The organism is Sphingomonas sp. S2-65, from assembly GCF_021513175.1.
Lineage (GTDB): Bacteria > Pseudomonadota > Alphaproteobacteria > Sphingomonadales > Sphingomonadaceae > Sphingomonas.
In genome coordinates this window covers 3,079,514-3,106,347 of record NZ_CP090953.1, presented here as the reverse complement: position 1 = coordinate 3,106,347, position 26,834 = coordinate 3,079,514, and the positions used below count along the sequence as shown (strand labels likewise).

The following is a 26,834-nucleotide window of genomic DNA, read 5'->3' as shown; positions in this document are numbered from 1 at the left end:
TTCGCTGATAGGGCCGGCCTATGAACCGCAGGCAGTCCAAGAAAGACCCCTATGGGGATCTGCACCGTCAAGACGAGGCGCCCGCCGCGCCGGAACTGTGCTGGCTATGTGGCCGACCGACGGCAAAGACGATCGTGTGGCATCACCCGGTGCCTAAAAGCCGCGGCGGGCGCGACGTCGTGCCGATGCACTCCATTTGTCAGCAGACGCTGACCGCGAATTTCAGCAATGCCGAGCTGCAGCGCCACGGCATGGATGTAGAGGCACTGTTGGCGAACCCGAACGTGCGCAAATTCGTCGATTGGGTGGCGAACAAGGACCCCGATTTCACCGCAACGATTGCCAAAAAGCAGCGGTGACGCACCGCCTGGTCCCGCTACCGCGTCAACCCTTGATGGACTGAACTCGCCGGAAGAAGGTTCGCTTCGTCATGCCGGCCTGGCTGGCAAGTACGCCATCGTCGCCTGCGGACGCTGCGAGGCGCGGCAGCGTTCCAGTTCCGCTTGCAGGGTTTGGACCAGCTCGAAGGCCGGCATGGCACGCGTCAGCGGCGCCCCCTGCCCGGCCCATTGCGCACCGAAACCATATTCGCCCCGCGCCTTGGCTGCCGCGTGCAGCGCCTTTCCGGCGTCATAGGCTCTCGGATAGTCCGGCTGCATGCGCCCACCGAGCTGATCGGCCAACGCGGTAAACCGGTTCGCCAGCGCTCGCGCCGGTCGCCCCGAGATGAGCGACGTAAGCGTGGTGTGATATGCCCCGGGTCCGTTCAGCGCCGCGCGGTACGCCTCGTCCGCGGCGGACTCCGGGCACGCCACGAATGCGGTGCCGAGTTGCACCGCGACCGCCCCGAGATCGAGGGCAGCGGCGATGCCCGCCCCATCCATGATCCCGCCGCTTGCGATGATCGGCAGTTCGCACCGCCGCACCAGCAACCGGGTAAGCGCGACGGTGCCGAGTGCATCGTCCGGCGCGCCGGGGTCGAACATGCCCCGGTGACCGCCGGCTTCGATCCCTTGTGCGACGACGGCGTCGATCCCCGCCGCTTCGATAGCACGCGCTTCCTCAAGGCTGGTGGCGGTGGCCATCAGGTAGATGCCCCGGTCCCGCAGTGCCGACAACACCGCAGACGAGGGCAGTCCGAAGTGGAAGCTGATGACAGGCGGCGCCAGTTCCAGCAGCAGCGCCAGCATGTCGGGATCGTCGGCGAAGCTCTTGTAGATGGTGCGGAGCGCCGCCGGCGGCGCTGCGCCGAAGTCGGCGAACAGGGGCGCAAGCCATTCGAGCCATGCCGCTTCGCGCTCTGGATCGGCCTTTGGGCTGCCATGCACGAACAGGTTGACGTTGAACGCGCGGCTGGTGCGGCTGCGTAACTCTTCGATCATGGCGCGGGCGCCGGCAGCATCCGTGGCGCCCAGCGCGATCGAGCCCAACGCGCCGGCTTCGCAGGCCGAAGCTGCCAGCAGCGGTGTCGAAACGCCCGCCATCGGCGCCTGGATCAAGGGCACGGTGAGTTGAAAGCGGTCGAGCAAGGACATGAGCACAGTGCTTCTACAGGAACGACGTCCACTTATGGACCCGTCGCGCCGCGAAGTGAACGTCCGCTCTTGCGACGCCTGAGGCCAGGCGGGAGCGTCGTCGCCACGGCTCGCCGCAGGGTCCCCGCACCACCCGCCAAGGAGGACATATAAATACTTTAGCGGAGGGAAGGTTATTCCTACTTAGCTGCTGGGAATAAGGCGCCATGTTACACCGATGGCCAGTTCAAGGATTGAAGCCGCGGGCAGCGGCATGCGCATATCGTTCGGCGCGCAAGTGACGATGGGGATGGTCGCCGGTCTCGCATTCGGACTGCTCGCCCGCGACAGCGGCGCGGTATGGCTCGGCGAGACGCTGCACACCGTCGGCCAGATCTTCGTCCAATTACTCAAAACGCTGGTCCCTCCGCTCGTGTTCACCGCGATCGTCGCCTCGATCGCTGCGCTGCGCGATCTCGAGAACGCGGCCCGGCTGGTGACGCGGACGCTTGGCTGGTTTGCGATCACCGCGCTGATCGCCGTGACCATCGGCATCGCGCTCGGGCTGCTTCTCCAGCCGGGGCTTCATGCCGGGGTGGACGCGGCCACGGCCCGGGCGCCCTCAAGCAGCGGGTCCTGGCTCGACTTCCTCAAGGGGCTGATCCCGGCGAACTTCCTTGGCCTGACGGCGTCGACGACGCTGGCGGAGGGCGGCAAGCCTGTCACGCAACTCGGGTTCAACGTGCTCCAGGTGATCGTCGCGGCGATCGCAGTGGGGGCCGCGGCGGTGCGCGTGGGGCCGCCGGGCGAGACGTTCCTGGCGTTCAACGCCTCGGCGCTTGCGATCTTCCGCCGGTTGCTCCGCTGGATCATCGCGCTCACGCCGATCGGCAGCGCCGCGCTGATCGGCGATGCGGTGGTGCGATATGGCTGGGAAGCGCTGTCCACGCTCGCCGCCTTCGCCTCTTCGGTCTATCTCGGCCTCGGGCTGGTCCTTTTGGTCGTGTACCCGCTTCTGCTCGCGGCCAACGGGCTCAACCCGGTGCGCTTCTTCGCCGCCGCCTGGCCGGCGATCCAGCTCGGCTTCGTGTCGCGCTCGTCGATCGGCACGCTGCCGGTCACCGAGGACGTGACCGAGAATGCTCTGGGGGTGCCGCGGGCATATGCCGCTTTCGCCGTGCCGCTCGGCGCGACTACGAAGATGGACGGGTGCGCCGCGATCTACCCCGCGGTGTCGGCGATCTTCGTCGCCCAGTTCTTCGGCGTGCCGCTGCACCTGGCCGATTACGGACTGATCGCCTTTGTCTCGGTGATCGGATCGGCGGCGACGGCGGGGCTTACCGGCGCGACGGTGATGCTCACCCTTACCCTTTCCACGCTCGGGTTGCCGATCGAGGGCGCCGGGCTGTTGCTGGCGATCGATCCGATCCTCGACATGGGCCGCACTGCGGTCAACGTCGCTGGCCAGGCGCTGGTACCGACCATCGTCGCGAAGCGCGAAGGCATCCTCGACCTCGCGCGGTATGGCGGCGGCGCGAGGCTTGCCCCGCACCCTGCCTGACCTCCAGCAGCGGAGATTTCCCGTGTCCCTCACGATCTTCAATACCGTTCCGGACCGCAGCCGGGATCGTGCCTCAGCCGGAAGCAGGGCGGTGGAATGGGCGTGACGGCGGGTCCTCGCGCGGCCTTTGCAGCCGAGATCACGCAGGCGACCACTGGGCTCAACGCCGCGCGCGCGGCGTGGCGCGAGTCTCAGGCCGGGCGTGCGAGCATTGCCAGTTTTCCCAAGCCGGAAGCGCTTGCCGAGGTAATGCAGCGGCTGTCAGCGGCGCTGTTCCCGGTACGCCTCGGGGGCTTCCGTGGCGGCACGATCCCAGAGGACGAGTTCGTCGCCGATGCGCTCGCCCGCGCTTTTGCACTGCTCCACGCCGAGGTGGCCAGCGAGCTGGGATATTGGAGCGAAGGGTGCGGCGCGCCGTTCGAGCCGGACCAGCCCGACCTGATAGTCCGCATGTTCGCCGCCAGCCTCCCGGACATACGCCGGCTGGTCGACAGCGATGTCCAAGCGGCGTTCGTGGGCGATCCATCGGCGCGTACCGCCGACGAGATCCTCGTGAGCTATCCCGGGGCACATGCGGTGCTGCATCACCGCGTCGCACATCAGCTCTTCGCCCTTGGCGCGCCGATCGTCGCGCGCGCGATCTCCGAGCTGGCCAACGCCCGAACCGGGATCGACATCCATCCCGGCGCCACCGTCGGGCCCAGCTTCTTCATCGATCATGGTACCGGCGTGGTGATCGGCGAAACCGCGATCATCGGTCGCAACGTGCGTCTGTACCAACATGTCACTCTGGGCGCGCGGGCACCCCTCGGGCTTACGCATGTGAGACCGCACGAGCGCTTCGCCCGCCACCCGATCGTCGAAGACGATGTGACGATCTATGCCGGCGCGACGATACTCGGGCGCGTGACGATCGGGCGCGGATCTATCATCGGCGGCAATGTCTGGCTGCTCCGCGACGTCCCGCCCGACAGCGTGGTGGTGCAGCCCGAGGCCTCGGTGCTCGATGCGGCATCCGCCGACGGAGTCGCGGCGCAACTGGGGCTGGCCACCACATGAGCCGCGCCAGCTTCGTGCCACGCATTCCATCGGCTCCCTTGAAGCCGCTGATCGGCGTGCTCTGTTGCAACGAGACCGCCGATCGGCCCATCCAGGCGGTGGCAAGCCGCTTCATCGAACCCCTCGCGCTCGTCTCCGACGCGACCGTGCTGCTGGTACCCGCGCTTCCCGACGCGAACGACATCGGCCAGCTCGCCGAACGGCTCGACGGGCTGCTGCTCACCGGCTCGCGGTCGAACATCGCCGCGGCCCGCTACGGCGCCCCACCGTGCGGCCAGGACAGGCTGGACGAACGCCGCGACGAAGTCGCACTGGCGCTCAGCGCCCGGATGATCGAGCGCGGCCGGCCGGTGTTCGGGATCTGCCGCGGCCTGCAGGAACTCAACGTGCTGTTCGGCGGGACGCTGTGCTGCGCGCCGGACAGCCATCAGCGCGCCGGTCCCGACACCAGTTACGAGGCATGGTTCGACCATGAGCATGAGGTCGACCTCGCGCCGGGCGGCATGCTTGCCACGGCGCTCGGCGACACGCGGCTGCGCGTCAATTCGGTGCACGAGCAGGGCGTCGACCGATTGGGAGCGGATTTGGTCGCCGAAGCGATCTCCACCGACGACGGGCTTGTCGAAGCATTCACCGCCCGCCCTTGCGGGGGGCCCGTCGTCGCCGTGCAGTGGCACCCGGAATGGGACTATCGCCGACGCCCGGCAGGAAACGCCTTCTTCAAGCTCATCGGCGACGCGCTGCACGGCGGACCCGCGGTTTAGATCCGCCCCTGCGCGAGGCACCGCTATCAAGCCGCGAGCCACCGGCCGCAGCCGAGCACCGAGCCTCAGAAAGCGGGCAGCACCGCGCCGGCATATTTTTGAGCGATGAAGGTCTTCACCGCGGGGCTGCGCAGCGCGGCAACCAGTTTCTGCACGCGCGGGTCGGTGCGGGCGCTCTCCAGACCGACGACGAAGTTGACATAGGGGCTGTCCTTGCCCTCGATCAGCAGCGCGTCGCGCAGGGGGTTGAGCTTGGCATCGAGCGCGTAGTTGGTGTTGATCAGGGCAAGGTCGACCTGGTCGAGCACGCGCGGCAGGGTCGCCGCCTCCAATTCACGGAACTTCAGCCCCTTGGGGTTCTCGACGATGTCCTTGGGCGTCGCGGAGGCGCTCTTGGGGTCCAGCAGGGTGATCAGCTTAGCCTTGGCCAGGAGCTGGAGTGCGCGGCCGCTGTTGCTTGGTTCGTTGGGGATGGCCACGGTCGCGCCGGCGGGCAGCTGCGCGATCGCCTTCCACTTGGACGAATAGGCGCCGAACGGCTCGACATGCACCCCGGCGATCGTGACCAGATGGGTGCCCTTGGATCTGTTAAACTCCGCCAGATACGGCTCGGTCTGGAAGTAATTGACTGCGATCCGACCCTCGGCGACCTGGGTGTTGGGCTGGACATAGTCGTTGAACACGCGGACATCGAGCTTGAGGCCCTGCTTGGCGAGTTCGGGCTTCACGAAGTCGAGGATTTCCGCGTGCGGCACCGCGGTCGCCGCGACGACAAGGGTGTTCGGATCCACGGCCGCGGGCTTGCCGCCACAGGCGGACAGGGCAAGCAGGCCAGACGCGAGAAGCAGGGTGCGGCGGTTCATGGGGATCCCTTTTTATCGGCGGCTGAAATGGCGGACCAGGCGGTCGCCGGCGGTCTGGAGAAGCTGGACGAGGAGCAGCAGAAGCGCGACCGTGACCAGCATCACGTCGGACTGGAACCGCTGATAGCCGAAGCGGATCGCAAGATCGCCAAGGCCTCCGGCGCCCACGACCCCCGCCATGGCGGTGAACGAGACCAGCGCAATCGCCGTGACAGTCGCCCCGGCGGCGATGCCGGGCATCGCCTCGGGCAACAGCGCGCGGAACACCAGGTCGCGGGTGGTGGCGCCCATCGCCTGGACTGCCTCCACCGTGTTGCGGTCCACTTCGCGCAGCGCGGTCTCGACCAGGCGGGCGAAAAAGGGCGCGGCTCCCACTACCAGGGGCGGGATCGCCCCGGCCACTCCCAGGGAAGTGCCGACCAGCAGCACCGTCACCGGGATCATCACGATCAGCAGGATGATGAACGGCACCGATCGCAGCAGATTTACAAAGAGGGACAGCGCCCCGTTGCCGATCCGACTGGCCCACACCTGTCCCGGGCTGGTCAGGAACAACAACAGCCCCAGCGGCAGCCCGAGCAGCACCGTGAGCACCAGCGAACCGCTCAGCATCGCCAGCGTGTCGAGACACGCCCGCCCGATTTCCGGCCAATCGACATTGCCGAACCACCCGATCATGCCGCTACCTCGCCATGCTGGCGCAACGCGGCCAGCGCCGCTTCGGTATCGCCGCCGGTGAGCCCAAGCGTGAGCTGCCCGAAGTTCGTCGTCTTAAGACGCCCGATCCGTCCATCCAGGATCGCAAAGTCGGTGCCGGTCTGGCGGGCAATGCGCGTCAGCACCGGGTCCCACACCGCATCGCCGCGCAGCGTCAGCCGGACCACGGTTCCCGGAAAGTCGAAGTGCGCGCCATGTTCCTCGGTCTCCTCGATCATCGCGCGCGTCTCGGGCGCTTGGGGGTGGAGGAACAGGTCGGCCACGGCGCCGCTCTCCACCACACGCCCGGCGTGAAGCACCGCCACGCGGTCGCAGACCTGGCGGATCACATCCATTTCATGCGTGATGAGCACGACCGTCAGCCCCAGCTCGCGGTTGAGGTCGCCGATCAGGTCGAGAATGCTCCGCGTGGTTTCCGGATCGAGTGCGCTGGTCGCCTCATCGCACAGCAGGATGTCGGGACCGGTCGCCAGCGCGCGGGCGATGCCGACGCGCTGCTTCTGCCCGCCCGAGAGCTGCGCGGGATATTTGCCGCCCTGATCGGCAAGTCCGACGCGCGCCAGCAATTCGGGCACGCGGGCAGCGATGGTCGCGCGGTCGGCGCCGGCGATCTTCAGCGGCAAGGCTACATTGTCGTGGATCGTGCGGGACGAAAGCAGCCCGAAATGCTGGAAGATCATGCCCACCCGGCGACGCAACTGGCGCAGCGGCGCGCCCGACAGCGCGGCGACGTCGACTCCGTCGATCCGCACGCTGCCGGCGGTCGGCCGCTCGAGCCGGTTCAACAACCGCACCAGCGTGGATTTGCCCGCGCCGGAACGGCCGATGATCCCGAACACCTCGCCACGTTCCACGGCCAAGTCGACGCCGGCCAGCGCCGCGTGCCCGCCGCTAAACGCCTTGTGTACGCCTTCCAGCGCGATCACGCGTTGATCACCTGCGCGGCGAAGCGCTCCATTTCCTCGCGCTGCGGGCTCATCTGGAGCAGCAGCAGGTCCAGCCCCGCCGCCTCGTACTCGGCGATGCGCTCCTGCAACTGTTCGGGCGTGCCCACCAGGTTCGGGCGCAGCCCGCGATTGGAAACCGAATATTCCTGGATCTTCAGCTCGCGCTCCAGCTGGGTGCCCGACAGCCATTGGTCGAAATTGGCATAGCCTGCGGGCAGCTCGCGGACATCGGTGATGCGGGCAAGCTCGCGCTTCGCCTCGGCCTCGCTGTCGCGGACGATGGCATAGGCCGCCATGCCGAAGGTCATCGGCGCGCCGCCGACGGCTTCGCGGCGCGCGCGCATGTCCGCGATCTTGGGGGCGATCGCCGACACTGGATCCCCGTGCATGACATAGGCGTCGCACTTGGTGCTGATCATGATCTTTGCGGTCTCGCTCTCGCCGCCGGCATAGAGCACCGGCGCGTGCAGCGGCTTGGGCGCGCAGATCGCGTCCTCGGTACGGTAGAACTGCCCTTCGAAGCTGAAGCGCTCCTGCGTCCACAGCCCCTTGACCACCTCCAGCCATTCGGAGGTGCGGGCATAGCGGTCGTCATGCTGGTCGAATTGCAGCCCATATTGGCGGGCCTCGTCCGCCCACCACGATGACACCACGTTCAGCGACAGCCGCCCGCCCGAAATCCGGTCGATGTTCGCGGCGGCCTTGGCGAACAGCGCCGGCTGGTGGAAGTTCGGGCGGACCGCGACCATCAGCTCCTGCTTCGACGTCACCGCCGCCACCGCCGCCGCGGTCGACCAGGCGTCGAGCGCGGGCTCGGTCACGCCCTTGATGTCGTTGAGGTTCAATTCGGCGATCAGCGTCAGGTCGAAACCGATCTGTTCGGCGCGCACCGCTAGGTCGCGGGTATAGTCCCAGCTGGCTTCCATGCCCTCGTCGGGCACGTTGCGAAGCCAGCCGCCGAACACCGGCATCCAATATCCGTATCTCACGCCTTCGTCTCCCGGATCACGCCTTCCAGCCAGTCGACCAGCCGCTCGTGCGGGTCCCAGCCCAGCACGTCGATCGGCTTGGCGACGAAGTTGGAGAGCGCGTTGATGTCATAGAAACGTGGGGTGCCGTCGCGATCGTCGATCATCACTTCGACGCCGCCGACGTCGAGCCCCGCCGCCGCCGCGATCCGCTCGGCCGCCTCGATCAGTGCCGGTTCCGGCTCGGCCCGCGTGATGGTGATGCTTGGCTTGCCCGCCTCGGTCAAACACACATCGGCGGGGCACAGGTCGAAACTACCGCCACCGTCCACGTCGATCGCATACAGGAACTTGCCTCCCAGCGTCTCGATCCGGGTGATCTTGCCGCCGCGCGCGGGCACATATTCCTGCACCAGCAGCACGCGGTCGATGCTGTCGGGTACCATGCCGTCCGCCACTGCCGCCGCCAGCGCTTCGGCACTGTCATAGCGGACGATCCCGGCGCCCGACCCGCCGATATTGGCCTTCACGACGATCGGGAAGCGCAGCCCCTGCGCCGCAGCGGGGATGTCGGCGGCCCGGTGCACCACCCGCGTCGCCGGCACGCTGAGCCCGAGGGCGGCGATCAGCGACAGCTGCCGCGCCTTCGACGCATCGACGGCCAGCACCTCGGCGTCGTTGAGGACGCGCGCGCCGCATGCTTGCCAATGCGCCAGCAGGGCCTGGGTGTAGAAGATCGGATGCTCGCCGCTGCGGAGGAAGCTCGACATGGCGATGCGGTTGAAGACGACCGGAGCAGGTGTGTCTTGTTCGGCGGGGTCGAAGGCGTGCCCATCGGCGTGCAGCGCGGAATAGCCGATGCCGCGTGCGTCCAGCGCCGCGAACAGCGGCGCGAACCATTGCGGGTGCTCGTACAAAATCGCGAGATCGGCCATGTCGGTCCTTATGGGAATCGGACCGCCGCTCTATTCGATGCCCGGCCCGATCCCAGCAGAGTTCGGCTTTGACCACCGATAGATGAAGTTGCCTCTCCCCGGCAGAGTGACGCCGGAGCGTGAGGAACCCTCGGTCCGGTGGTCAGCAGCCCGACGATGAGCCCCGCACGTCCGCCGCTCAGCGCGGCAAATGCAGGACCGCCGCGATGTCATCCCAGCGCACCAGCTTGAAGTTCTGCGCCGCGGGTGCGTTCATCCCATCCTGGACCACCATCATGCCGGCGGGGAACTCAGGGCCGAAATCGCCGGTCATGACCTCCAGGCCATCGGTCTCCTCGGTGCTGCCGACCACGCCCGCCGCGACACGGAAGCGGCCAACATAGGCATCGTCGCGCAGCCGGATCACCGTGTACGCATTGTCCCCCTGGCTGGAGACGATCAGATACCCGCCATCGCCCTCGCCGATCCTCGCAAGCGCCAGCCCTTCGACATCCGCGATCAGCCGCGAGCCGTCCGCCGCGAGCACCGGAACAGGGGTGACGGCATCGTCCGGGCGCGCGTCGAAGCGCCACACCCCGACATCCTCCTCGCCGACATACAGACGGTGCGTACGCTCATCGGCGACGCACCCTTCGGACTGTGTGGCGAGCTTCATCGTGCGGACGATGCGCCCGGTGGGAACCGAGCCGCTCAGGTCCAGCGCCATCTGGTGGATGGTGCCGTCCTTCAGCACGTTGAACGCGAACAGCTGGTCGCCCGCGCGGTACAGGCAGATGCCATAGGCCTCGCCCGCACCCACCGGCAGCGTCGCCAGTGCCGTCAACTGCGCGGTCGCGGGATCGAGCCGGTACAGCGCCACCTTGGCGGAAAGCGGATCGTTGCGATCGCTTGCCGCGACGATGATGCCTGCCGCGCCCATGTCCCGCAGGTCGACATTGTTGACGCGCCCCGCCGGTGCGAAGGCGCGGCTGGGTCCGCCCAAGCCATAGACGTGCAGGCCCGCCCGCTTGTCGGTCGCGACGATCAGGCTAGCCGCCGGATCGCGCGGGTTGCGCCAGATCGCGGGATCATCGGCGGCGTCGGCATTCCGCGTCGCGACCGCCGCCGTCTCGGCTCGCGCCTGCACGGCGGGTGCCGGCGCGAGGACGATCCGAGGCGCGGTGGTCGCGCAGCCCGCCACCGCAAGAGCCATCAGGCCCGCGATAAACACGCCGCGCATCAGAAGGTCACGCGGAAGCCGGCCGAGTAGCGGCGGCCGAAGCGCTCCCACTCGATCGTCTGGCTGTCGATGCGCGCCGTCGGGGTGCCGGTAGCGCTCAGCAGGTTGCCCGGCTCGGCATAGCGGCGGCCCGGCTGGTTGAGCACGTTCTGGGCATCGGCGAAGATCTCCACGGTCGGCGAGATCGCATAGCGCGCCGAAATGTCCATCTCATCGTCCGCCGCCCAATAGGTATCGCCGGCATCCGTCAGATCGTCGGCGATGCCGTCCAGCCAGGTGCTGCGGCGCTGATACTGCACCCGCAGCGACAGCCCGTATTTCTCGTAATAGCCGCCGATATTATAGACCAGGTCCGACGTGCCGGGCAGCCGCACCTTGCGCGCCGGAACGGTGCCGATCCCCGGCTTGGTGATCTCGCTGTCGTTCAGCGTGACGTTGGCGGAGATGCCGAAGCCGCCCAGCCAGCCATCGACCCAGGGTTCGAGCTGCAGCTGCGCGGCGGCTTCCATGCCGAACACGCGGCCATCGCCGCCATTGGTGATGCCCGAATAGACATAGGATGACCGGTCGATGCCGTTGCTGTCCAGCGCGCTCGAGCCGAAGGTGCGCGTCTGGCGATACAGCACATCCTTCACTTCCTTGTAGAAGGCGCCGATCATCAGATAGCCCTGAGGGCGCAGATACCATTCGAAATAGCTGTCGATGCCGTAGGCGCGTTCCGGCTTCACCGCCGGGTTGCCGCCGGAGATCGACTGGTTGCTGTCGTTCACCACCACGTTCGGGCGAAGCTGGTCATAGTCGGCCCGCGCCGCACCCGAGTTGAACGACAGGCGCAGCTTCTTGGTGTCGTCCAGGTCGAAGTTGAGGTGGAGGCTGGGGAAAGCGAGCGTCTGGCTCGACTCCGCCGTCACTCGCCCGGTGGTCGCGCCGATGGTCGCGTCGGCGATGCCGCGGTTGGTGATGTGCTCGACGCGGACGCCGCCCAGGATCGAACCCCAGTCGTAATTGAGCGTGCCCATCACGAACCCGGCATAGACCCGCTCGCGCACATCGTAATTGTTCGCGGTGTTGGGGACGAACGCGAAATTGTCGCGCGCGGCGTCGGACACCTGGCGCATCTTGCCGGTGTCGAAATAGCCGAAGTCATAGCCCAGCGGGATCTTGCCCTGGAATGGTTCGTCGGTCTGAAACTGCGCATAGCTTTGCGGCAGGCCGATCGTGGCGAATTGCGCCGCGGTGCTGAGCGCGATCTGCGCCTCGTCGGCCACCTTGGTGCGCTGGTCGAACTGGAAGCCCGCCTTCAGGATCGCTTCGCCGCCCAGCAGCTGGGTCTCGTTCGATAGCACGATCTTGCCGGTATAGGCCTTGGTCTTGTCGACCGCGTCGAGCACGGTGAACGAAGACGGCGCGCGTGCGAACGCGTTGATGTCGCGCGTCTCGGCGCCGGCCTGGAAGCGCGTGGGGCCGCTCAACTGGTTGGTGCGGAACAGCCGCAGCCGCGCGTGATTGGGATCGCTGAAGTCATAGGCGACCGTCGGGCGCAGCGTGCGCGTGCTCGGGCTGTCCCACGATGCTTCGCCGACCACCGAGCGGTCGTCGGTCGACAGCGTGTAATTGCCCAGCCAGGCGAGATGCCAGCCCTCGGCGAAATCATGATCGCCCGCCAGCGTGTTGGTGAAGATCGATTGGCGGAACGCCCGTAGCGTGGAGCGCTGGCGGATGTCGATGCCATAGATCGTGCCGACCTGCGGCGTGTTGCCGACACAGACATCGGCATAGCCGCTGGTGGCCGGGGTCGGGTTCACCGCCGTGGCGCAGGCGGCGGGGTTGGCGACCAGATCGCCCTGGCGGTCGTCCAGGTCGAACCGGAAATTGTCGCGCGCCTCGTCATCGGAGAAAGTCGTGTAGATCGACCGCAGCGAGATCTGGTTGTCCGAATCCGGGTGCCAATCCAGCCGGCCCGAGGCCGACCAGTTGCGGCGGGTCAGGCGGTACAGCTTGTTTTCGGTCTCATGTACCCAGAAGCGAGTCTGGCCGCCGGGGCGCTGGTCCTGCGCCACGCGCTCATAGTCGTTCTCGAAATTGTCGGTGATCATCGCGCGCTCGTAGAAGCTGCCCGACACCAGCACACCCACTTCGCCGCCGCCGACCGCGAACCGGTCGGAGACCACCGCGGACGCTTCATATTGCTTGCGGTCGCCCAGTTCGGCGATGCCCGCGCCCAGCTTGGTCGCGATGCGCAGCCCGGCATAGTCGAAGGCGGACCGGGTGATGACGTTGACGTTGCCCGCCACGGTCTCGCCCGGCATCTCCGGCGTGACTGCCTTGGATACGATGATCTGCGACGCGATCGCCGAGGGGATCGAATCGAACCGCGCGTCGCGGCCTTCCGGGCTCACCACGTTGATCCCGTCGAACGACAGCGTGGTCCAGTAATTGGGCGCGCCGCGCAGCGAGATGTAGCGGGCCTGCCCCTGGTCGCGCTCGACCGCAACGCCGGGCAGGCGGCTGGCCGCCTGGGCGATGTTCTGATCGGGCAGGCGCCCGACGCCGTCCGCCGCGGCCACCGCGACCAGCGAATCCGAATTCTGCTGCACCCGCAGCGCGGTCGCTTCGGCCTCGGCGATCGGACGCGTGCCGGTCACCACGAGCTCACCATCCACCGCGTCCGCGACGCTCTGCGCCGTGGCGGGCGTGTTGCCGGTGTCCTGAGCCGTGGCTGGCGCGGCAAGCGCAAACGTCAGCGCAATCGCGCTCGCGCCCGCGAACGGACGAAGAATACGGCTCGTCATGAAGTCCCCCTGTTGTCGCGGTGCACCTAGGGGGCTCGTGTGACGACATGGGGTGATCCGCGTTGCGGTATCGCGTCAGATCGATGACGGTTTCGTTACGCTGTCAGCAGGAACGCTCTTGGAAGCCGACGTGCACCGCCCACGCGCCCGCTAGAGCAGTATTCGAAACAGCGCACCGCCTCCGGGCGCATCGGTGACGTCGATCGTCCCGCCATGGGCGACGACGATCTGCCGCGCCAAGTTGAGCCCAACCCCGGTTCCGGTCGTCCGCGTGGTGAAGAAGGGCAGGAATATGTCCTGGCGCAGGCTCTCCGGAATGCCCGGGCCATTGTCCTCGACTTCGATCGCAGTGCCGTGCCGGTCGTCCAGGATGCGAAGCACGAGGCACGGCGCCCTATCGGCATCCCGCACCGCCTGGGCACCGTTGCGCAACAGGTTGATCAGCACCTGCGCCAACAGATCCGGATCGCCCTCCAGCACCAGCGATTCGGGCACGTCCACCAATAGCGGGATGTCGGGGGATTGCGCCGCGAACAAGCGGGCGAGTTCGCCGGCCCAGGCATGGGCGGCAAACGAAACCCGCTTGATCTCCGGCGTCCGCGCCACTGCGCGATATGCCTCGATGAAGTTGCCGAGCCCAGCCGCGCGGCGTGCCAGCGTGGCCACCGCCAGGCGCGCATCGCCGATCCGCGGGTCGTTCAGGTCGGCACCGGCCAACAATTCGTCCGCAGTCGCCGCGAGCGACGTCACCGGGGTGAGCGAGTTCAAAATCTCGTGCGTGAGCACTCGCACAAGGTCGGTCTGCGCCGCCATCTCGACAGTGTCGAGCGTCCCGCCGAGCGGCTGCACCGTGACCACGCGGGTGCGATGGCCCAGCCGATCCAGCGACGTGGAGCGTACCAGCACCCGCTGCGGACGTCCGTCGATCACGTTGATCATCAGTTCGTCCTGGTTGGACTCGCTGGCCAGCCGCTTGGCAAAGGTGGCGCCATAGGCGGCGAAGCTGTCCGCGGTGGTACCGCCCGCCGCGAACAGCCGCCGCGCCGCCTTGTTGGCCAGGGTGACCTGCCCGCGCGCGTCGATCGTCAGCACGGCGACGGGCATGTCGTCGACCAGCGCTTCGACATAGCGCAGTTCGCCGGTAAGCCGGTTCTGCTCGGAACCGAACCGCGCCATCGCGTCGTTGAGCGCGCCGGACAATTGGCCAAAGCCTGCGCCCGACGCCGCATCGAACCGCAGCGAGATGTCGTTGAAGCGCAGTGCCTCGACGAAGCGGGCTACGGCACGGTTGGTGCGCGTCACGTGCCGCCACAGCCCGGCAAAGGCTCCGGCGGCGAGCCCCAGCGCGACGACACGCGCCGCTCCCAGCCCTGGAGTCAGAAGCGCGGCCCCCAGCGCGAGCACCGCCACGCCGAGCGCGACGATCCAGCCGATCAGCCCGGCGGTGAAGCGCCGGTCAAAGCCCATGCTTTTCCATCCGGCGGTAAAGCGCCGCCCGCGACAGCCCGAGTTCGGCGGCGGCGAGCGAGATGTTGTAGCCGTGCTTTCGCAGCGCTTCCTCGACCAGCCTGCGCTCGACCCGGTCCAGATTGAGGTCATCGGGAGGCGGTGCGCTCACCGGCGCGGAAACCCGTGGCACCGCCGCGACCAGCGCGAAATCCTCCGGCTCCAGCGGATGGTCCTCCCGCGCCAGGATCACGGCGCGTTCCAGCGCATGGCGCAGCGCGCGGACATTGCCGGGCCAGTCATGCGTGAGCAGCGCGCGCTCCGCCGCCGCGCTTAGCTTCGGCACCGCGCGCCCGTACCGCTTGGCATAATGGTCGAGATAGTGGCCGATCAGCTCGGGCAGATCTTCGGGCCGGCTCCGCAGCGGCGGCAGGTCGATCTCGATCGTGTTCAGCCGGAACAGCAGGTCCTGCCTGAAATGCGCTTCGCTGCGCAGCTTCTCGGGCGGCAGGTTGGTGGCGGCTATCACGCGGATGTCCACCGGCACCGGCTTGTTCGCGCCGACCGGCGTGACCTGGCGCTGCTCCAGCGCGGTCAGCAGCTTGGGTTGCAGCCGCAGCGGCAGGTTGCCGATTTCGTCCAGGAACAGCGTGCCGCCGTCCGCGGCCTGGATACGCCCGACCCGATCGGCGCGGGCGTCGGTGAACGCGCCCTTCACATGCCCGAACAGTTCGGAATCGATCAGTTCCTCGGACACCGCGCCGAGGTCGACGGTCAGCATCACCTTGTCCGCGCGCAGCGACTGGCGGTGAAGCTCGCGGGCGACCAGCTCCTTCCCGGTTCCATTCTCCCCCAGCACCAGCACATTGGCGTCGGTCGGACCCGCACGCGCGATCAGCGAGTGCACCCGCGCCATCGCCGGCGACTGGCCTAGCAGCGTGGAACTCGCCGGCCCGGCGGCCGGGGGCGATGCACCACCCCGTCCGGCGGCGACCCGCGAGCGGCGCAGCGCCGCGGCGGTGCGCACCGTCGCCAGCAACCTGTCGTTCGACCAGGGCTTGGACACGAAATCGGTCGCGCCCCGCTTCATCGCGGCGACTGCCACCTGGATGCCGGCATGGGCGGTGATCATCACCACCACCATTTCGGGGTCGGTGGCGAGCAGCCTGTCGAGCCAGGCGAGCCCCTCCGCCGCGTCGGTCGCTCCCCGCGCGAAATTGGCGTCCAGCAGCACCACGTCGGGCATATGCGCGCGGATCAACGGCAATGCCTCATCCGGTGTCCGTGCGGTCGCAACCTCCGCGAACAGCCGCCGCAACAGCAATTGCGACGCCACGAGGATGTCCTCGTCGTCGTCGATTACCACGCAAAACCCGTATTCCGGCTTGCTCGCCATCATCCACCCCGCTCCCGACAGCCCTGCTACTGTGACCGTCGGTACGGGGACAATCAAATCGCGTGCCACTCCGATCGACTTGGCACGGCTCATGCTCCTGTATCGGGCAGGAAGGTGTTTTTCATGTCTCGCCGATCGTCCATGTCTCAAGCAAAGCTCCTGCTGATCGCCCTTGCGGCGGCCAGCGCGATCGCCGTGGCACCGCCCGCCCCGCTGGCGCTCGAACTCGACGTGAAGGGCGGCGGCAGCAGCCAGGCGGTGTTGCGCGTCGGCTTCGCCACGGTGCGCATCGTGTTCGATTCCGAACACCTTTGTCCGGATCCGGACAGTTGTTCCGCCCCCGGGACACTCGGGGCACCTGTGGCGGCGCTGGCACGCGGATTGCTGAAGCTGTGAGCATGGGCGTGGTTCGCATGGATCAGACAAGCACCGGCGACCGCCCGGTGACCGGCAAGGGCATGGATGCGGCTGTGCCCTCGAACCGCTGGCCGCTTTGGGTCAAGGCGGGGATCGCCGGCGCGGCGCTGCTGATCGCGGCGGCGCTGTTCTGGTGGTTCGCACCGGCGAACGACAGCCAGACCGTGGATGCCCAGCATGTCACGGTGTCCACCGTCACGCGCGGCACCTTCGACGACTTCATTCCATTGCGCGCGCGGGTGACGCCATTGCTCACCGTCTATATCGACGCGGTCGAAGGCGGCCGGGTCGAAAAGATGCTGGTCGAGGATGGCGCCAACGTGGCCAAGGACCAGCCGATCGCGCTGCTGTCCAACGCCGAGCTCCAGCTTTCGACTCTGGCTCGCCAGACCGAGGTCGAGCAGCAGATCAACAACATGCGCAGCCAGGAACTGGCGCTGGCTCAGACGCGCCTGACCAACGAACGCGCGGTACTCGAGGCCGATCTCGCGCTGGACAAGGCGCGCCGCCAATATGAGCGCGAGCGCCCGCTCGCCACGCGCGGCTTCGTCACTGCCAAGCAGTTCGACGACACGGCTGCCGACTATCGCTACCAGCAGCGCCGGCTCGCCGCGCTCAAGCGCAGCCAGGCGACCGATGCCCGCCTTCAGACCAGCCAGCTTTCGCAGCAACAGGCGGCGGCACAGTCGATGCAGTCGGGCCTCTCGATCGCGCGCGCCAACCTCGACGCGCTTCAGCTGCGTGCGCCCGTCACGGGGCAGCTCTCCGGCTTCTCGGTACAGGTCGGCCAGTCGCTTCAGCGCGGCGAGCGCGTCGGGCAGATCGACAGCCCGGGCCGCAACAAGCTGATCGCCGGCGTCGACGAATATTATCTCGGGCGGGTCCAGCTTGGCCAGACCGCGGCGATCGACTGGGCGGGCAAGCGCTACCAGGCGCGCGTCGCCAAGATCTATCCCCAGGTCCAGAATGGCCAGTTCCAGCTCGACCTGCAATTTCTCGGCGCCGAGCCGGGACAGCTCCAGCGTGGTCAGACGATGCAGGCGCGCTTGACGCTCGGCGACCCGGCGCCTGCGCTGCTCGTGCCGAACGGCGCCTTCTACAACGAGACCGGCGGCAGCTGGATCTTCGTGGTGGCACCGGACGGCCGCTCCGCCGTGAAGCGCCCGGTGCGGCTGGGCCGCCGCAACGCCGATTTCATCGAAGTGCTCGAAGGGCTCGATCGCGGCGAGAAGGTGCTGACCTCGCCTTACACCGGCTACGCCGACAAGGCGCGCCTGGATCTGACCCGATGAGACAACGCCAAACAGAAAAGGAATGCCGATGCTGAAGATGCGCGAACTTTCCAAGGTGTACCGTACCGATACGGTGCAGACGACCGCGCTCGATGCGATCGACCTCGACATCGCCGAGGGCGAGTTCGTGGCGATCATGGGTCCCTCGGGGTGCGGCAAATCGACGCTGCTCAACATGATCGGCATGCTCGATAGCCCGTCGAGCGGGTCGTACGACTTCAACGGCAAGGAAGTGGCCGGGCTGTCCGAAGGCAAGCTGGCCGAGGTCCGCAAGGAGAATATCGGCTTCATCTTCCAGAGCTTCAACCTGGTCGACGAACTCAGCGTGCGCGACAATGTCGAGCTGGCGCTGCTGTACCACAAGGTGCCTCCTGCCGAGCGCCGCGCGCGGGTCGACGCGGTGATGGACCGGGTTGGCATCGCCCACCGCGCCAAGCACCGGCCGAGCCAGTTGTCGGGCGGGCAGCAGCAGCGCGTGGCGGTGGCGCGCGCGCTGGTCGCCAGCCCCAAGCTGATCCTCGCCGACGAGCCCACCGGCAACCTCGACACCCAGCATGGCGAGGAAGTGATGCGCATGCTCCAGACGCTCAACGCGGAAGGATCGACCATCGTCATGGTCACGCACTCGCCCGCGCACGCCGATTATGCGGGCCGGATCGTCAGCATGGTCGATGGCCGCATCCTGCAGGAGCGCCGCCGCGCGGCATGAAGACACGCGTCTGCGAAGCGGGCGGTGGATTGAGGGGGATACTCGAAGGATGTGGCGCAACTATCTTCTGACCGCGTGCCGGCAGCTGGCGCGGAGCCCGGCTTACGCCGCGATCAGCATCGGCGGGCTGGCGCTCGGGCTGGCGGGATGCCTGCTGATCCTGGGCTATGTCCGGTTCGAACGCACCTATGACGCGTGGCTTCCCGAAAGCGGCCGGGTCTATCAGGTCCAATCCACGATCCACCCGCCCGGACAACCGCCGGTCTACACGCAGACGAGCCCCTTCCCGCTCTACGAGCGGCTGCCGGCGGGTTTCCCGCAGGTGGAATCGATCACGTCGGTCGCGCTGGGCAAGACGGTGACGCAGCGTGACGGCAAGCCTCTGTTCGTGGACTCCGCCACGGTCGATGCCGGCTTCTTCCAGGTTTTCGCGCTGCCGTTCGCGCAAGGATCGGCGGCGCGGGCGCTGCCCGACCTCAACTCGGTCGTGCTGACGGAGAGCGAGGCGATCCGCCAGTTCGGCACTGCCGATGCGCTGGGCAAGCTGATCAGCCTGGGCGCCGGCCCCGGCAAACGCGACTATCGCGTCACCGGCGTGCTGCGCGATCTTCCCGCCAACACCAATTTGAAGCTCAACCTCCTCTTCCGCCGCGATCTGGGCGACGCAGCCTTTCCGCCCGAGATGCGCGGCTGGGGCAATGTGAACCAGCAGCATTGGGTCAAGCTGCGCCGCGGCGACGACGCGTCGGCCGTGAATGCCGGCCTGCCCCGCTGGGAAGCGCGCGCGATCCCGCCGGAGAGGATCGACGGCAAACTCGCGACGATGTCCGACCTGTTCGACTTCCACCTGGCGTCGATCCGCGATGTCCATCTCGGCGCGGTGCGTGAGGGCGGATGGGTGCCGGGCGGCGATCGGCGCGCGCTCGCGACCTTCGCCGTCGTCGCGCTGCTGACGCTCGGCATGGCGGTGATGAACTTCGTCAACCTGTCCACGGCGCGCGCTGTGCAGCGGGCCCGCGAAGTGGCGCTTCGCAAGGTGCTTGGCGCGTCGCGCGGCCAGTTGATCCTCCAGTTCCTGTGCGAAAGCGCGCTGATGTCGGCCGCGGCGATGCTGATCGCCTTGGCGATGGTCGAGCTGGCGACGCCGTGGATCGGCGGGCTGCTCGGCGTCGGCCTGCGCTTCGTCTATCTCGGCGAAGGCGGCATGCTGATCCCGGCGACGGCGCTGTTCGGCTTCACGGCGCTCGCGGGCGGCCTGTACCCCGCCTTCTACCTCAGCCGGTTCAAGCCGGGGCAAGTGCTGCGCGGCAGCTGGGCGTCGGCCGAGACGCCCGGCAGCGGGCGCATCCGAACGGCGCTGATCGTGCTTCAGTTCGCCATCGCCATCGGATTGATTGCGAGCACGTCAATCATCTACGCGCAGACTCGCTTCGTCGAGACCGTCGACGCCGGGTACCGCCGCGACGGACTGGTGCAGATCGCCAACGCCTGGCGCTTCACGCAGGGCAGCGAATATGACGCCGCGCGCGCAGCGATGCTTGCGATCCCCGGCGTCACCGCGGTGGGACGCGCGCGGACGGCGCTAGCCTCGCCGGAGAAGATAATCCGGCTGGTGCGCGCGCCCGGCGCCACCGACTACCTGTCGATGACGCTGTACAATGTCGATGCCGACTTCCTCCAGACGATGGGCGTCGGCATCGCGGCGGGTCGCCCCCTCGGCGACGGCTTCGCGGCCGACCGAGTCACGACGGCGGATCCGAAGCAACTCGCCGCGCGCGGGCTCAACGTGATGATCAACCGCGCCGCCGCCACCCGCTTCGGGTTCAAGGCGCCACAGGCAGCGGTCGGGCAAGTGATCCAGGCAGCGATCACCGGGCTGGACGTCGTTCCCGCGACGATCGTCGGCGTGGTCGGCGACACGCGCTTCGGCACGGCACGCGATCCTGTCGATCCGATCGTCTATATCTATGCGCCCGAACAGACCAATCAGGTGCTCGTGCGCTATGTCGCCGCGCGGCCCGGCGCGGTGATGGCGGCGCTCGGGAAGGTCTGGGCTCGCTTCGAGCCCGAACTGCCGTTCGAGGCGCGCTTCGCCGAAGACATCGTTCGCGAAACCTACGCGGCCGAACGGGCGCGCGGGATGCTGTTCGCCGGGTTCGCGGTACTGGCGGTCATCATCGCCTGCCTTGGCCTCTACAGCCTGGCCTCTTTCGCCACCGAGCGGCGCACCAAGGAGATCGGCATCCGCAAGGTGTTGGGCGCCAGGGTGCACCACATCGTCCGCCTGCTCGCGTGGCAGTTCTCCAAGCCGGTGGTGCTGGCCAACCTTCTCGCCTGGCCTGTCGCCTGGTGGGCGATGCGCGGCTGGCTCAACGGTTTCGACCTGCGAATCGGCCTAGGCCCTGCGCCCTTCCTTGCGGCCGGTCTGCTGGCGCTGGCGGTCGCGCTGGCGACCGTCGCCGGCCAGTCCATCCGCGTCGCCCGCACCAAGCCCATCCACGCGCTTCGCTACGAATAGGAACCCGATCATGTGGCGCAACTATCTGACCGTCGGCATCCGCGCGCTGACCAAGAACCGCACCTATGCCCTGATCAACATCCTGGGCCTCGCCATCGGGCTGGCCGCGTGCCTGCTGATCCTGCTCTATGTGCGCGAGCAGGTGTCGTTCGATCGCTTCGTGCCCGATCACGATCGCATCTATCAGCTTCAGGCGGCGCATACGGATACGGAAACCGGGATGGTGAATCCGATCCAGCCGTCGCCTTATGCCGCAGGCCAGGCGCTGAAAAAGGACTTCCCTCAGATCGAGGCGCAAACCTATCTCGCCAACAGCCAGCCGATCATCATGGACAAGGGCGAGCCTCGGCGCTTGACGATCAGCCGCGTCAGCCGGGACTTCTTCAAGGTATTCGACCTGCCCTTCGTCCAGGGCAATGCGGCGACCGCGCTGCCCGACGTCAACGCACTCGCCATGTCGCAGCGCACGGCGAAGGCATTGTTCGGCACCGAGGACGCGGTCGGCAAGACCGTGTCGGTGGTGGTCGGCGACGCCACGCGTGACATGCGCGTTACCGCCGTCTTCAAGGACCTGCCCCGCACGTCGCATAACCAGATCGGCATGGTGGCGTTGGTGGACGAAACCCTGATGGCGCCCGACGAGCTGACCCAATGGGGTTGGTATAGCGGGTACAATTATGTGAAGCTTCGTCCCGGCACCGACGTGGCCGCCATCAACGCCCAGCTTGGCGCGTGGAAGCTGCGCAACGCGCCGCGCGACACGATCGGCGGCCGCCTGGTCAGCCAGGCGGAGGATACCGATTTCACGCTGCTGAACCTGGCCGACATCCACCTGGGCAAGGCACAGGGCGGGCCCGCCGGCAACGAACAGGATCGGTCGACCGTAGTCACATTCGGCGTGCTGGCAGTGCTGATCCTGGTCATGGCCTGCGTGAACTTCACCAACCTCGCGACGGCCCGCGCTTCCCAGCGCGCGCGGGAGGTCGCCCTGCGCAAGGTGCTGGGGGCGAGCCGCAAGCAACTGATCGCGCAGTTCCTCTGCGAATCCGTGCTGGTCACCGGCATCGCCATGCTGCTCGCGCTGGCGGTGGTGGAACTGGCATTGCCATGGCTCCGCCAATTGCTCCGCGCCGACCTGACGCTGCGATATTTCGGATCGCAGGGTGTGCTGCTTCCCGCTATCGGGCTGAGCCTGCTGGTCGGGCTCGCCGGTGGGCTTTATCCCGCCTTCTACCTGACGCGGTTCCAGCCCGCCCGCGTGCTCAAGGCCAACAAGTCCGCAGCCGAGGCGGAAGGATCTGGGAGCCTGCGCAACGTCCTGGTCGTCGTCCAGTTCGCGATCTCGATCGGCCTCATCGTCTGTACGGCGGTGGTGTACCTCCAGACCGATTATGTGCGGAATACCGATCCCGGCTTCAAACGAACCGGGCTGCTTCAAATCGAAAATGCCGCGCGCAAGCAGGTCGCCTCGAACGCCGAAGCCATTGAACGCGAACTGGCCCGCGTACCTGGGGTGCGGTCGGTCGCGCGAACGGAGATCGCGATGGCGACGAACACGGTCAGCAACAACAGCGTGATGCTGCCCGGTCGGCCGACGCCGCTGACGCTTGGCACCTATAACGTCGGCTGGGGCTATTTCGACACGATGGGCATCAAGCTGGTTGCAGGCCGCTATTTGTCGCGAAGCTTCGCCATGGACGATGCCACAACCAGCGCCGTGCACGATCTCGCGCGGGAACGGGCGCTGGTCGCACGCGGCATGAACGTGGTGGTGAACGAATCCTCCGCGCGTCAGATGGGCTTCCGGTCGCCCCAGGAGGCGGTCGGCAAGCAAATTCAGGCCGGCTTCGTTTCGTCCGAACTCGGCATGGTGCCGGCCACCATCGTCGGAGTGGTCCGCGATACCCGCTTCCGGTCCGCCCGCCAGGAAGTGGAGGACGCCATCTACTTTCACGACGACGACCAGTTGGGCTACTTCGTCGTGCGCATCGAGGATGCGGATCCTGCCAAAGTCGCGCGCGAAATCGAGGCGGCGTGGCGGCGGGTCGTTCCCAACGTTCCGTTCGAGGCCGAATTCTCGGAAGCGGCGGCGGCGCGGCTATACGCGTCGGACGAGGCCGTTGGCCGGGCTTTTGCCGGATTTGCACTGTTGTCGGTGCTGATCGCGTGTCTGGGCCTGTTCGGACTCGCTGCTTTCACTGCCGAGCGCCGCACCAAGGAGATCGGCATCCGCAAGGTTCTGGGCGCCCGGACGCGCGACATCGTTCAACTGCTGGTATGGCAATTCAGCAAGCCGGTGCTGATCGCCAACCTGGTGGCGTGGCCATTCGCCTGGTGGGCGATGCGCAACTGGTTGAACCAGTTCCAGGCGCAAATGCCATTGGGGCCGGCACCCTTTATCGCTGCCGGGCTCCTCGCCATCGTCATCGCCATTGCCACCATCGGCTCGCACGCGTTCCGGGTGGCCGGCACCAACCCGGTGCATGCGCTGCGCTATGAATAGGATGTCCGGGAGCCAGGCACCGCGGCGCTGAGCACTTGTAAGCGGCGACGTCACACCACCTACGATTTGCCTTGGACTTGAGATAAGATCGGAGTCATCCTCGATGCGACATGCTTCGAGATGACTCCGGCATCATGATCTTGTAGTATTTGTCACGGTCGCGCTGGAGATCTGAAGCGAGAGGATTGGCCGATGCCCGAAATTGACAGCCCGTTCGGCAGATATGTCGGTGAGTTGGTGGTCAAGCTCTTGCCCGACGGGCGTCGGGTACAGCTTTTTCAGGAGTTCGGCTTCGTAGATTCTGCCCAGACGATTTGGCACGTTCCTTCCGACGTGATCGTCGATGGCGCATCGATCCCGCAAGCGCTCTGGCCGCTAATGGGCGGCCCGTTCGAAGGAAAATACCGGGACGCGTCGGTCATCCACGACTACCATTGCGACACCAGAACGCGGCCATGGAAGGACGTGCACCGGGTTTTCTATGACGCCATGCGCGTCTCTGGCGTCGGCGAGACGCGCGCAAAGATCATGTATGCGGCGGTGTATTTCAAAGGTCCGCGATGGAGCGATGTCACGGTCCACAATGTGAACAAAGCGCGCGACGAGCCGCCATTGGCCGACCTGCTTGCCGCTTCCGCTTTCGAGCGCGAAACTGCCAAGGCCGTGACGCTCGACGGGATCACCGTCGATCAACTGCTTCTTCGTGGGCAACCCATGCCTCCGGAGGGTCGGAAAGCCGTGCTGGATCTCGATATGCTCTCCAGCGCGATCGCAGCTGAAAACCCAAGCCTCGCCGAGATCGAGGTCTCGCTCGACATGCTGGAACCGTTCGCGAACACCGATGAGCGCGTGCTGGTCGTGTCGGACATGAAAGACTGACGCCCAGGCCCCAAGCGAAGGTCGGCAGCCGGCATCAGCCGCGGATGAACAGGTTGCGAAGCCAAAGCGGGCCGCCGCGCCCCGCGGTGCGCCAGTCCGCCTCGTCCTCCGTCTCGGCTGGTCGGTAGCCGGTGGGATCGTAGAGGCGGACCCGTGCGCCCTTGAACGCCGCCTTGTTGCGCGTCACCAGCGACAAGCCATGCTCCAGCGCCGTGGCGGCGACCAGCGCGTCGCGCGTCTCGGGGATTGCCAGGTCGCCGCACCGCCGGGCCACCGCCGCATCGAGCGGGAGTATGTGCCCTTCGAACGCCGGGACGACCTGATCGTCGATCCACGCCCGCAGTGCCGCACCCGACGCCTTGTTCGCGCGCCCCGCCCGCGCCGCCGCCGCGCCGAGTTCCACCAGGCTGATCGCCGACAGGAACAGCCGTTCGCGCGCGACACCCGAAGCCCACCCTGCCAGTCCCCTATCGCTTGGCCCCGTGCGGGCCTTGCGCAGGTCGAACACGATCGGGGTGTCGAGCAGGTACATCACCAGCGCTCCGGCGCGCCGAGCTCGACATCGTCGGTACCCGGCAGCGCGAGCAAGTCGACGATGCTGTCGCGCTGGCCACTCAGTTGGCGGAATGCGTCGATGCTCATCAGCACGTGCGTCGGCCGGCCACGGTCGGTGACGAAGACCGGCTCGAGCCGCGCGAGTCGCTTCGCCGCGCTCACATCCTGGTTCAGCTCGCGGCTGCTGATCACCTTCATCGCCTCATCCGCCCCCGACATTGCTCACGTTGTCATGTAGGTACGTTACTACCCTGTGGACGACGCGCAACACAAAGCGCGAGCATCCCGGAAAAGTGCATGCGTCCGCAGGATTGACGTTGCGCGCCGCCCAAAAGCGAGGCTCCATACCCTCCGCTGCAGGCACGAAGAGGCCGCGCGAACCGAGAAGGGGAGGTTGAATTGGCTGATTTGTTGCACGAATCCTGGGTGGCGCTCACCGACGTGTTGAACCCGCACGGGCCTGCCGTTGCCGCGGCGAAGAGCTATGCGCCGTCAGATTTCAGCATCCACTTCTTCCTCCAGCTCGCGATCATCATCCTGGTCTGCCGCGTCGTCGGCTGGCTCGGCCAGAAGCTGTTCAAGCAGCCGCAGGTCGTTGGCGAGATGATCGCCGGCGTCGTGCTCGGGCCCTCGCTGTTCGGCCTCCTCTTCCCCGACCTCCAGCTCGCGATCTTCCCCAAGGAGACTCGCACCGTCCTCTATGTCGGCGCGCAGCTGGGCGTGGGGCTCTATATGTTCATGGTCGGCCTGACGCTGCGGCTCGATCACTTCCAGACCAAGGCGAAGAGCGCCGCGGCGGTGTCGGCGGCGGGCATCGCGGTGCCATTCCTGCTCGCCGCGCTGATCACGCCGTATCTGCTGACCGTGCCGGGGCTGTTCACCGCCGGCATCAGCCAGGGCAACGCGACGTTGTTCATGGGCGCCTGCATCGCCCTCACTGCCTTCCCGATGCTGGCGCGCATCATCAACGAGCGGGGGCTGGCCAATTCCTCGCTCGGCACGCTGACGCTGACCGCAGGCGCATTCGACGACGCGGCGTCCTGGTGCGTGCTGGCGGTGGTGCTCGCCACCTTCGGCGCGGGTGCCGGCGTCGCGGTGATCGCGATCGGCGGCGCCATTCTCTACGCCGGCTTCATGATCCTGTTCGGACGCAAGCTGCTCGCCCCGCTCGGCCGCGCTGTCGAGGCGCGCGGCGAGATGAGCACGCAGGTGCTGGCGGTCACGATGATGCTGTTCTGCCTTTCGGCCTTCCTGATGGACGCGATCGGCATCCACGCGATCTTCGGCGGCTTCCTGATCGGCGTGTGCATGCCGCGCGGGCTGTTCGTCGAAGAACTCAAGCGCAAGGTCGAGCCGCTCGCGGTCGTCCTGCTGCTGCCGATGTTCTTCACCTATTCCGGGCTCAACACCCGGATGGACATGGTCAATTCGGTGCCGCTGCTGCTCATCGCGCTCGGCGTCCTGGTGGTGTCGGTGATCGCCAAGTTCGGCGCCTGCTATGCCGCCGCGCGGCTGTCGGGTGAGGACAACCGCACTGCGCTCGGTATCGGCGCGCTGATGAACTCGCGCGGACTGATGGAGCTGATCATCATCAACATCGGCCTGCAAAAGGGCATTATCGGCCCGACGCTCTTCTCGATGCTGGTGCTGATGGCGATCATCACCACCGTCATGGCCACCCCGCTGTTCGAAGCGGTGTACGGCAAGAAGGCGCGCGAAAGCGGCGAGCTCGACCGGATCGACACCCGCCTCGCCACTGCCTGACGTTTCCTCCCTGGCG

The 26,834-nt window shown here is 67.1% G+C and carries 23 protein-coding genes; 11 read left to right on the top strand and 12 right to left on the bottom strand.

The features are described 5' to 3' along the window. Positions 1-20: 20 nt before the first annotated feature. Positions 21-359, top strand: coding sequence for a hypothetical protein (locus LZ586_RS14570; RefSeq protein ID WP_235077002.1), 339 nt, complete (start codon positions 21-23; stop codon positions 357-359). Between the two features lie 69 nt (positions 360-428). On the opposite strand, the gene LZ586_RS14565 is transcribed toward LZ586_RS14570, so the two are convergent. Further along, positions 429-1,535 (bottom strand): NAD(P)H-dependent flavin oxidoreductase, encoded by a 1,107-nt coding sequence (locus LZ586_RS14565; RefSeq protein WP_235077001.1) that lies wholly within the window; start codon positions 1,533-1,535, stop codon positions 429-431. Positions 1,536-1,788: 253 nt separating this feature from the next. On the opposite strand from LZ586_RS14565, the gene LZ586_RS14560 reads away from it, so the two are divergent. The 3 genes from LZ586_RS14560 to LZ586_RS14550 all read left to right on the top strand — a co-directional run bounded on the left by LZ586_RS14560 (position 1,789) and on the right by LZ586_RS14550 (position 4,898). After that, on the top strand, positions 1,789-3,075 hold the full coding sequence (locus LZ586_RS14560; RefSeq protein WP_235077000.1) for a dicarboxylate/amino acid:cation symporter: 1,287 nt from the start codon (positions 1,789-1,791) through the stop codon (positions 3,073-3,075). Positions 3,076-3,171: 96 nt separating this feature from the next. Further along, a complete protein-coding gene (gene epsC, locus LZ586_RS14555) occupies positions 3,172-4,134 on the top strand; it encodes a serine O-acetyltransferase EpsC (protein WP_413777295.1) in 963 nt (320 codons plus the stop codon). Then, positions 4,131-4,898 carry a gamma-glutamyl-gamma-aminobutyrate hydrolase family protein gene (locus LZ586_RS14550; RefSeq protein ID WP_235076998.1) on the top strand — a complete coding sequence of 256 codons (768 nt, stop codon included), beginning with the start codon at positions 4,131-4,133 and terminating at the stop codon, positions 4,896-4,898. Before epsC ends, LZ586_RS14550 begins: the two co-directional genes overlap by 4 nt. Positions 4,899-4,963: 65 nt before the next feature. On the opposite strand, the gene LZ586_RS14545 is transcribed toward LZ586_RS14550, so the two are convergent. The 9 genes from LZ586_RS14545 to LZ586_RS14505 form a co-directional block, all read right to left on the bottom strand. Then, positions 4,964-5,761, bottom strand: coding sequence for a MetQ/NlpA family ABC transporter substrate-binding protein (locus LZ586_RS14545; protein ID WP_235076997.1), 798 nt, complete (start codon positions 5,759-5,761; stop codon positions 4,964-4,966). A 12-nt stretch (positions 5,762-5,773) separates the two neighbouring features. After that, entirely contained in the window at positions 5,774-6,439 is a 666-nt protein-coding gene (locus LZ586_RS14540; protein ID WP_235076996.1) for a methionine ABC transporter permease, read from the bottom strand. Further along, entirely contained in the window at positions 6,436-7,404 is a 969-nt protein-coding gene (locus LZ586_RS14535; RefSeq protein WP_235076995.1) for a methionine ABC transporter ATP-binding protein, read from the bottom strand. Before LZ586_RS14535 ends, LZ586_RS14540 begins: the two co-directional genes overlap by 4 nt. Further along, entirely contained in the window at positions 7,401-8,414 is a 1,014-nt protein-coding gene (locus LZ586_RS14530; protein WP_235076994.1) for an LLM class flavin-dependent oxidoreductase, read from the bottom strand. The genes LZ586_RS14535 and LZ586_RS14530 overlap by 4 nt, the downstream gene beginning before the upstream one ends. Continuing rightward, positions 8,411-9,328: an ATP-grasp domain-containing protein gene (locus LZ586_RS14525; protein ID WP_235076993.1), complete on the bottom strand. Its 918-nt coding sequence runs from the start codon at positions 9,326-9,328 to the stop codon at positions 8,411-8,413. The genes LZ586_RS14530 and LZ586_RS14525 overlap by 4 nt, the downstream gene beginning before the upstream one ends. A gap of 178 nt (positions 9,329-9,506) precedes the next feature. Further along, a complete protein-coding gene (locus LZ586_RS14520; RefSeq protein ID WP_235076992.1) occupies positions 9,507-10,520 on the bottom strand; it encodes a phytase in 1,014 nt (337 codons plus the stop codon). A gap of 26 nt (positions 10,521-10,546) precedes the next feature. Next, positions 10,547-13,339 carry a TonB-dependent receptor gene (locus LZ586_RS14515; RefSeq protein WP_235076991.1) on the bottom strand — a complete coding sequence of 931 codons (2,793 nt, stop codon included), beginning with the start codon at positions 13,337-13,339 and terminating at the stop codon, positions 10,547-10,549. Positions 13,340-13,489: 150 nt separating this feature from the next. Continuing rightward, entirely contained in the window at positions 13,490-14,806 is a 1,317-nt protein-coding gene (locus tag LZ586_RS14510) for a sensor histidine kinase (RefSeq protein WP_235076990.1), read from the bottom strand. Continuing rightward, positions 14,796-16,181 carry a sigma-54-dependent transcriptional regulator gene (locus LZ586_RS14505; protein WP_413777346.1) on the bottom strand — a complete coding sequence of 462 codons (1,386 nt, stop codon included), beginning with the start codon at positions 16,179-16,181 and terminating at the stop codon, positions 14,796-14,798. The genes LZ586_RS14510 and LZ586_RS14505 overlap by 11 nt, the downstream gene beginning before the upstream one ends. A 141-nt stretch (positions 16,182-16,322) precedes the next feature. On the opposite strand from LZ586_RS14505, the gene LZ586_RS14500 reads away from it, so the two are divergent. The 6 genes from LZ586_RS14500 to LZ586_RS14475 all read left to right on the top strand — a co-directional run bounded on the left by LZ586_RS14500 (position 16,323) and on the right by LZ586_RS14475 (position 24,499). Next, a complete protein-coding gene (locus tag LZ586_RS14500; protein WP_235076989.1) occupies positions 16,323-16,577 on the top strand; it encodes a hypothetical protein in 255 nt (84 codons plus the stop codon). Between the two features lie 17 nt (positions 16,578-16,594). Continuing rightward, a complete protein-coding gene (locus tag LZ586_RS14495; RefSeq protein ID WP_235076988.1) occupies positions 16,595-17,890 on the top strand; it encodes an efflux RND transporter periplasmic adaptor subunit in 1,296 nt (431 codons plus the stop codon). A gap of 28 nt (positions 17,891-17,918) precedes the next feature. Beyond that, complete coding sequence (locus LZ586_RS14490; RefSeq protein WP_235076987.1) at positions 17,919-18,599, top strand: ABC transporter ATP-binding protein; 681 nt, start codon at positions 17,919-17,921, stop codon at positions 18,597-18,599. A gap of 49 nt (positions 18,600-18,648) precedes the next feature. Beyond that, complete coding sequence (locus LZ586_RS14485) at positions 18,649-21,117, top strand: ABC transporter permease (RefSeq protein WP_235076986.1); 2,469 nt, start codon at positions 18,649-18,651, stop codon at positions 21,115-21,117. Between the two features lie 10 nt (positions 21,118-21,127). After that, a complete protein-coding gene (locus tag LZ586_RS14480; protein ID WP_235076985.1) occupies positions 21,128-23,620 on the top strand; it encodes an ABC transporter permease in 2,493 nt (830 codons plus the stop codon). Positions 23,621-23,812: 192 nt separating this feature from the next. After that, positions 23,813-24,499, top strand: a complete 687-nt coding sequence (locus LZ586_RS14475) for a DUF1353 domain-containing protein (protein ID WP_235076984.1) — start codon at positions 23,813-23,815, stop codon at positions 24,497-24,499. A gap of 34 nt (positions 24,500-24,533) precedes the next feature. On the opposite strand, the gene LZ586_RS14470 is transcribed toward LZ586_RS14475, so the two are convergent. Next, the gene (locus LZ586_RS14470; protein WP_235079823.1) at positions 24,534-25,031 is read right to left on the bottom strand and encodes a PIN domain-containing protein; all 498 of its coding nucleotides are present in this window, start codon (positions 25,029-25,031) and stop codon (positions 24,534-24,536) included. Beyond that, positions 25,031-25,252, bottom strand: coding sequence for a type II toxin-antitoxin system Phd/YefM family antitoxin (locus tag LZ586_RS14465; protein WP_235076983.1), 222 nt, complete (start codon positions 25,250-25,252; stop codon positions 25,031-25,033). The genes LZ586_RS14470 and LZ586_RS14465 overlap by 1 nt, the downstream gene beginning before the upstream one ends. A 201-nt stretch (positions 25,253-25,453) precedes the next feature. Between LZ586_RS14465 and LZ586_RS14460 the strand changes: the two genes are divergently transcribed. Continuing rightward, positions 25,454-26,818 (top strand): cation:proton antiporter, encoded by a 1,365-nt coding sequence (locus LZ586_RS14460; RefSeq protein ID WP_235076982.1) that lies wholly within the window; start codon positions 25,454-25,456, stop codon positions 26,816-26,818. Positions 26,819-26,834: the final 16 nt, after the last annotated feature.

Excerpts from the sequence above, each read along its gene's own strand:
- LZ586_RS14570 (WP_235077002.1), top strand. The coding sequence starts at position 21 with ATGAACCGCAGGCAGTCCAAGAAAGACCCCTATGGGGATCTGCACCGT.
- LZ586_RS14565 (WP_235077001.1), bottom strand. The coding sequence starts at position 1,535 with ATGTCCTTGCTCGACCGCTTTCAACTCACCGTGCCCTTGATCCAGGCG.
- LZ586_RS14560 (WP_235077000.1), top strand. The coding sequence starts at position 1,789 with ATGCGCATATCGTTCGGCGCGCAAGTGACGATGGGGATGGTCGCCGGT.
- epsC (WP_413777295.1), top strand. The coding sequence starts at position 3,172 with ATGGGCGTGACGGCGGGTCCTCGCGCGGCCTTTGCAGCCGAGATCACG.
- LZ586_RS14550 (WP_235076998.1), top strand. The coding sequence starts at position 4,131 with ATGAGCCGCGCCAGCTTCGTGCCACGCATTCCATCGGCTCCCTTGAAG.
- LZ586_RS14545 (WP_235076997.1), bottom strand. The coding sequence starts at position 5,761 with ATGAACCGCCGCACCCTGCTTCTCGCGTCTGGCCTGCTTGCCCTGTCC.
- LZ586_RS14540 (WP_235076996.1), bottom strand. The coding sequence starts at position 6,439 with ATGATCGGGTGGTTCGGCAATGTCGATTGGCCGGAAATCGGGCGGGCG.
- LZ586_RS14525 (WP_235076993.1), bottom strand. The coding sequence starts at position 9,328 with ATGGCCGATCTCGCGATTTTGTACGAGCACCCGCAATGGTTCGCGCCG.
- LZ586_RS14520 (WP_235076992.1), bottom strand. The coding sequence starts at position 10,520 with ATGGCTCTTGCGGTGGCGGGCTGCGCGACCACCGCGCCTCGGATCGTC.
- LZ586_RS14515 (WP_235076991.1), bottom strand. The coding sequence starts at position 13,339 with ATGACGAGCCGTATTCTTCGTCCGTTCGCGGGCGCGAGCGCGATTGCG.
- LZ586_RS14510 (WP_235076990.1), bottom strand. The coding sequence starts at position 14,806 with ATGGGCTTTGACCGGCGCTTCACCGCCGGGCTGATCGGCTGGATCGTC.
- LZ586_RS14505 (WP_413777346.1), bottom strand. The coding sequence starts at position 16,181 with ATGGCGAGCAAGCCGGAATACGGGTTTTGCGTGGTAATCGACGACGAC.
- LZ586_RS14500 (WP_235076989.1), top strand. The coding sequence starts at position 16,323 with ATGTCTCAAGCAAAGCTCCTGCTGATCGCCCTTGCGGCGGCCAGCGCG.
- LZ586_RS14495 (WP_235076988.1), top strand. The coding sequence starts at position 16,595 with ATGGATCAGACAAGCACCGGCGACCGCCCGGTGACCGGCAAGGGCATG.
- LZ586_RS14490 (WP_235076987.1), top strand. The coding sequence starts at position 17,919 with ATGCTGAAGATGCGCGAACTTTCCAAGGTGTACCGTACCGATACGGTG.
- LZ586_RS14485 (WP_235076986.1), top strand. The coding sequence starts at position 18,649 with ATGTGGCGCAACTATCTTCTGACCGCGTGCCGGCAGCTGGCGCGGAGC.
- LZ586_RS14480 (WP_235076985.1), top strand. The coding sequence starts at position 21,128 with ATGTGGCGCAACTATCTGACCGTCGGCATCCGCGCGCTGACCAAGAAC.
- LZ586_RS14475 (WP_235076984.1), top strand. The coding sequence starts at position 23,813 with ATGCCCGAAATTGACAGCCCGTTCGGCAGATATGTCGGTGAGTTGGTG.
- LZ586_RS14470 (WP_235079823.1), bottom strand. The coding sequence starts at position 25,031 with ATGTACCTGCTCGACACCCCGATCGTGTTCGACCTGCGCAAGGCCCGC.
- LZ586_RS14465 (WP_235076983.1), bottom strand. The coding sequence starts at position 25,252 with ATGAAGGTGATCAGCAGCCGCGAGCTGAACCAGGATGTGAGCGCGGCG.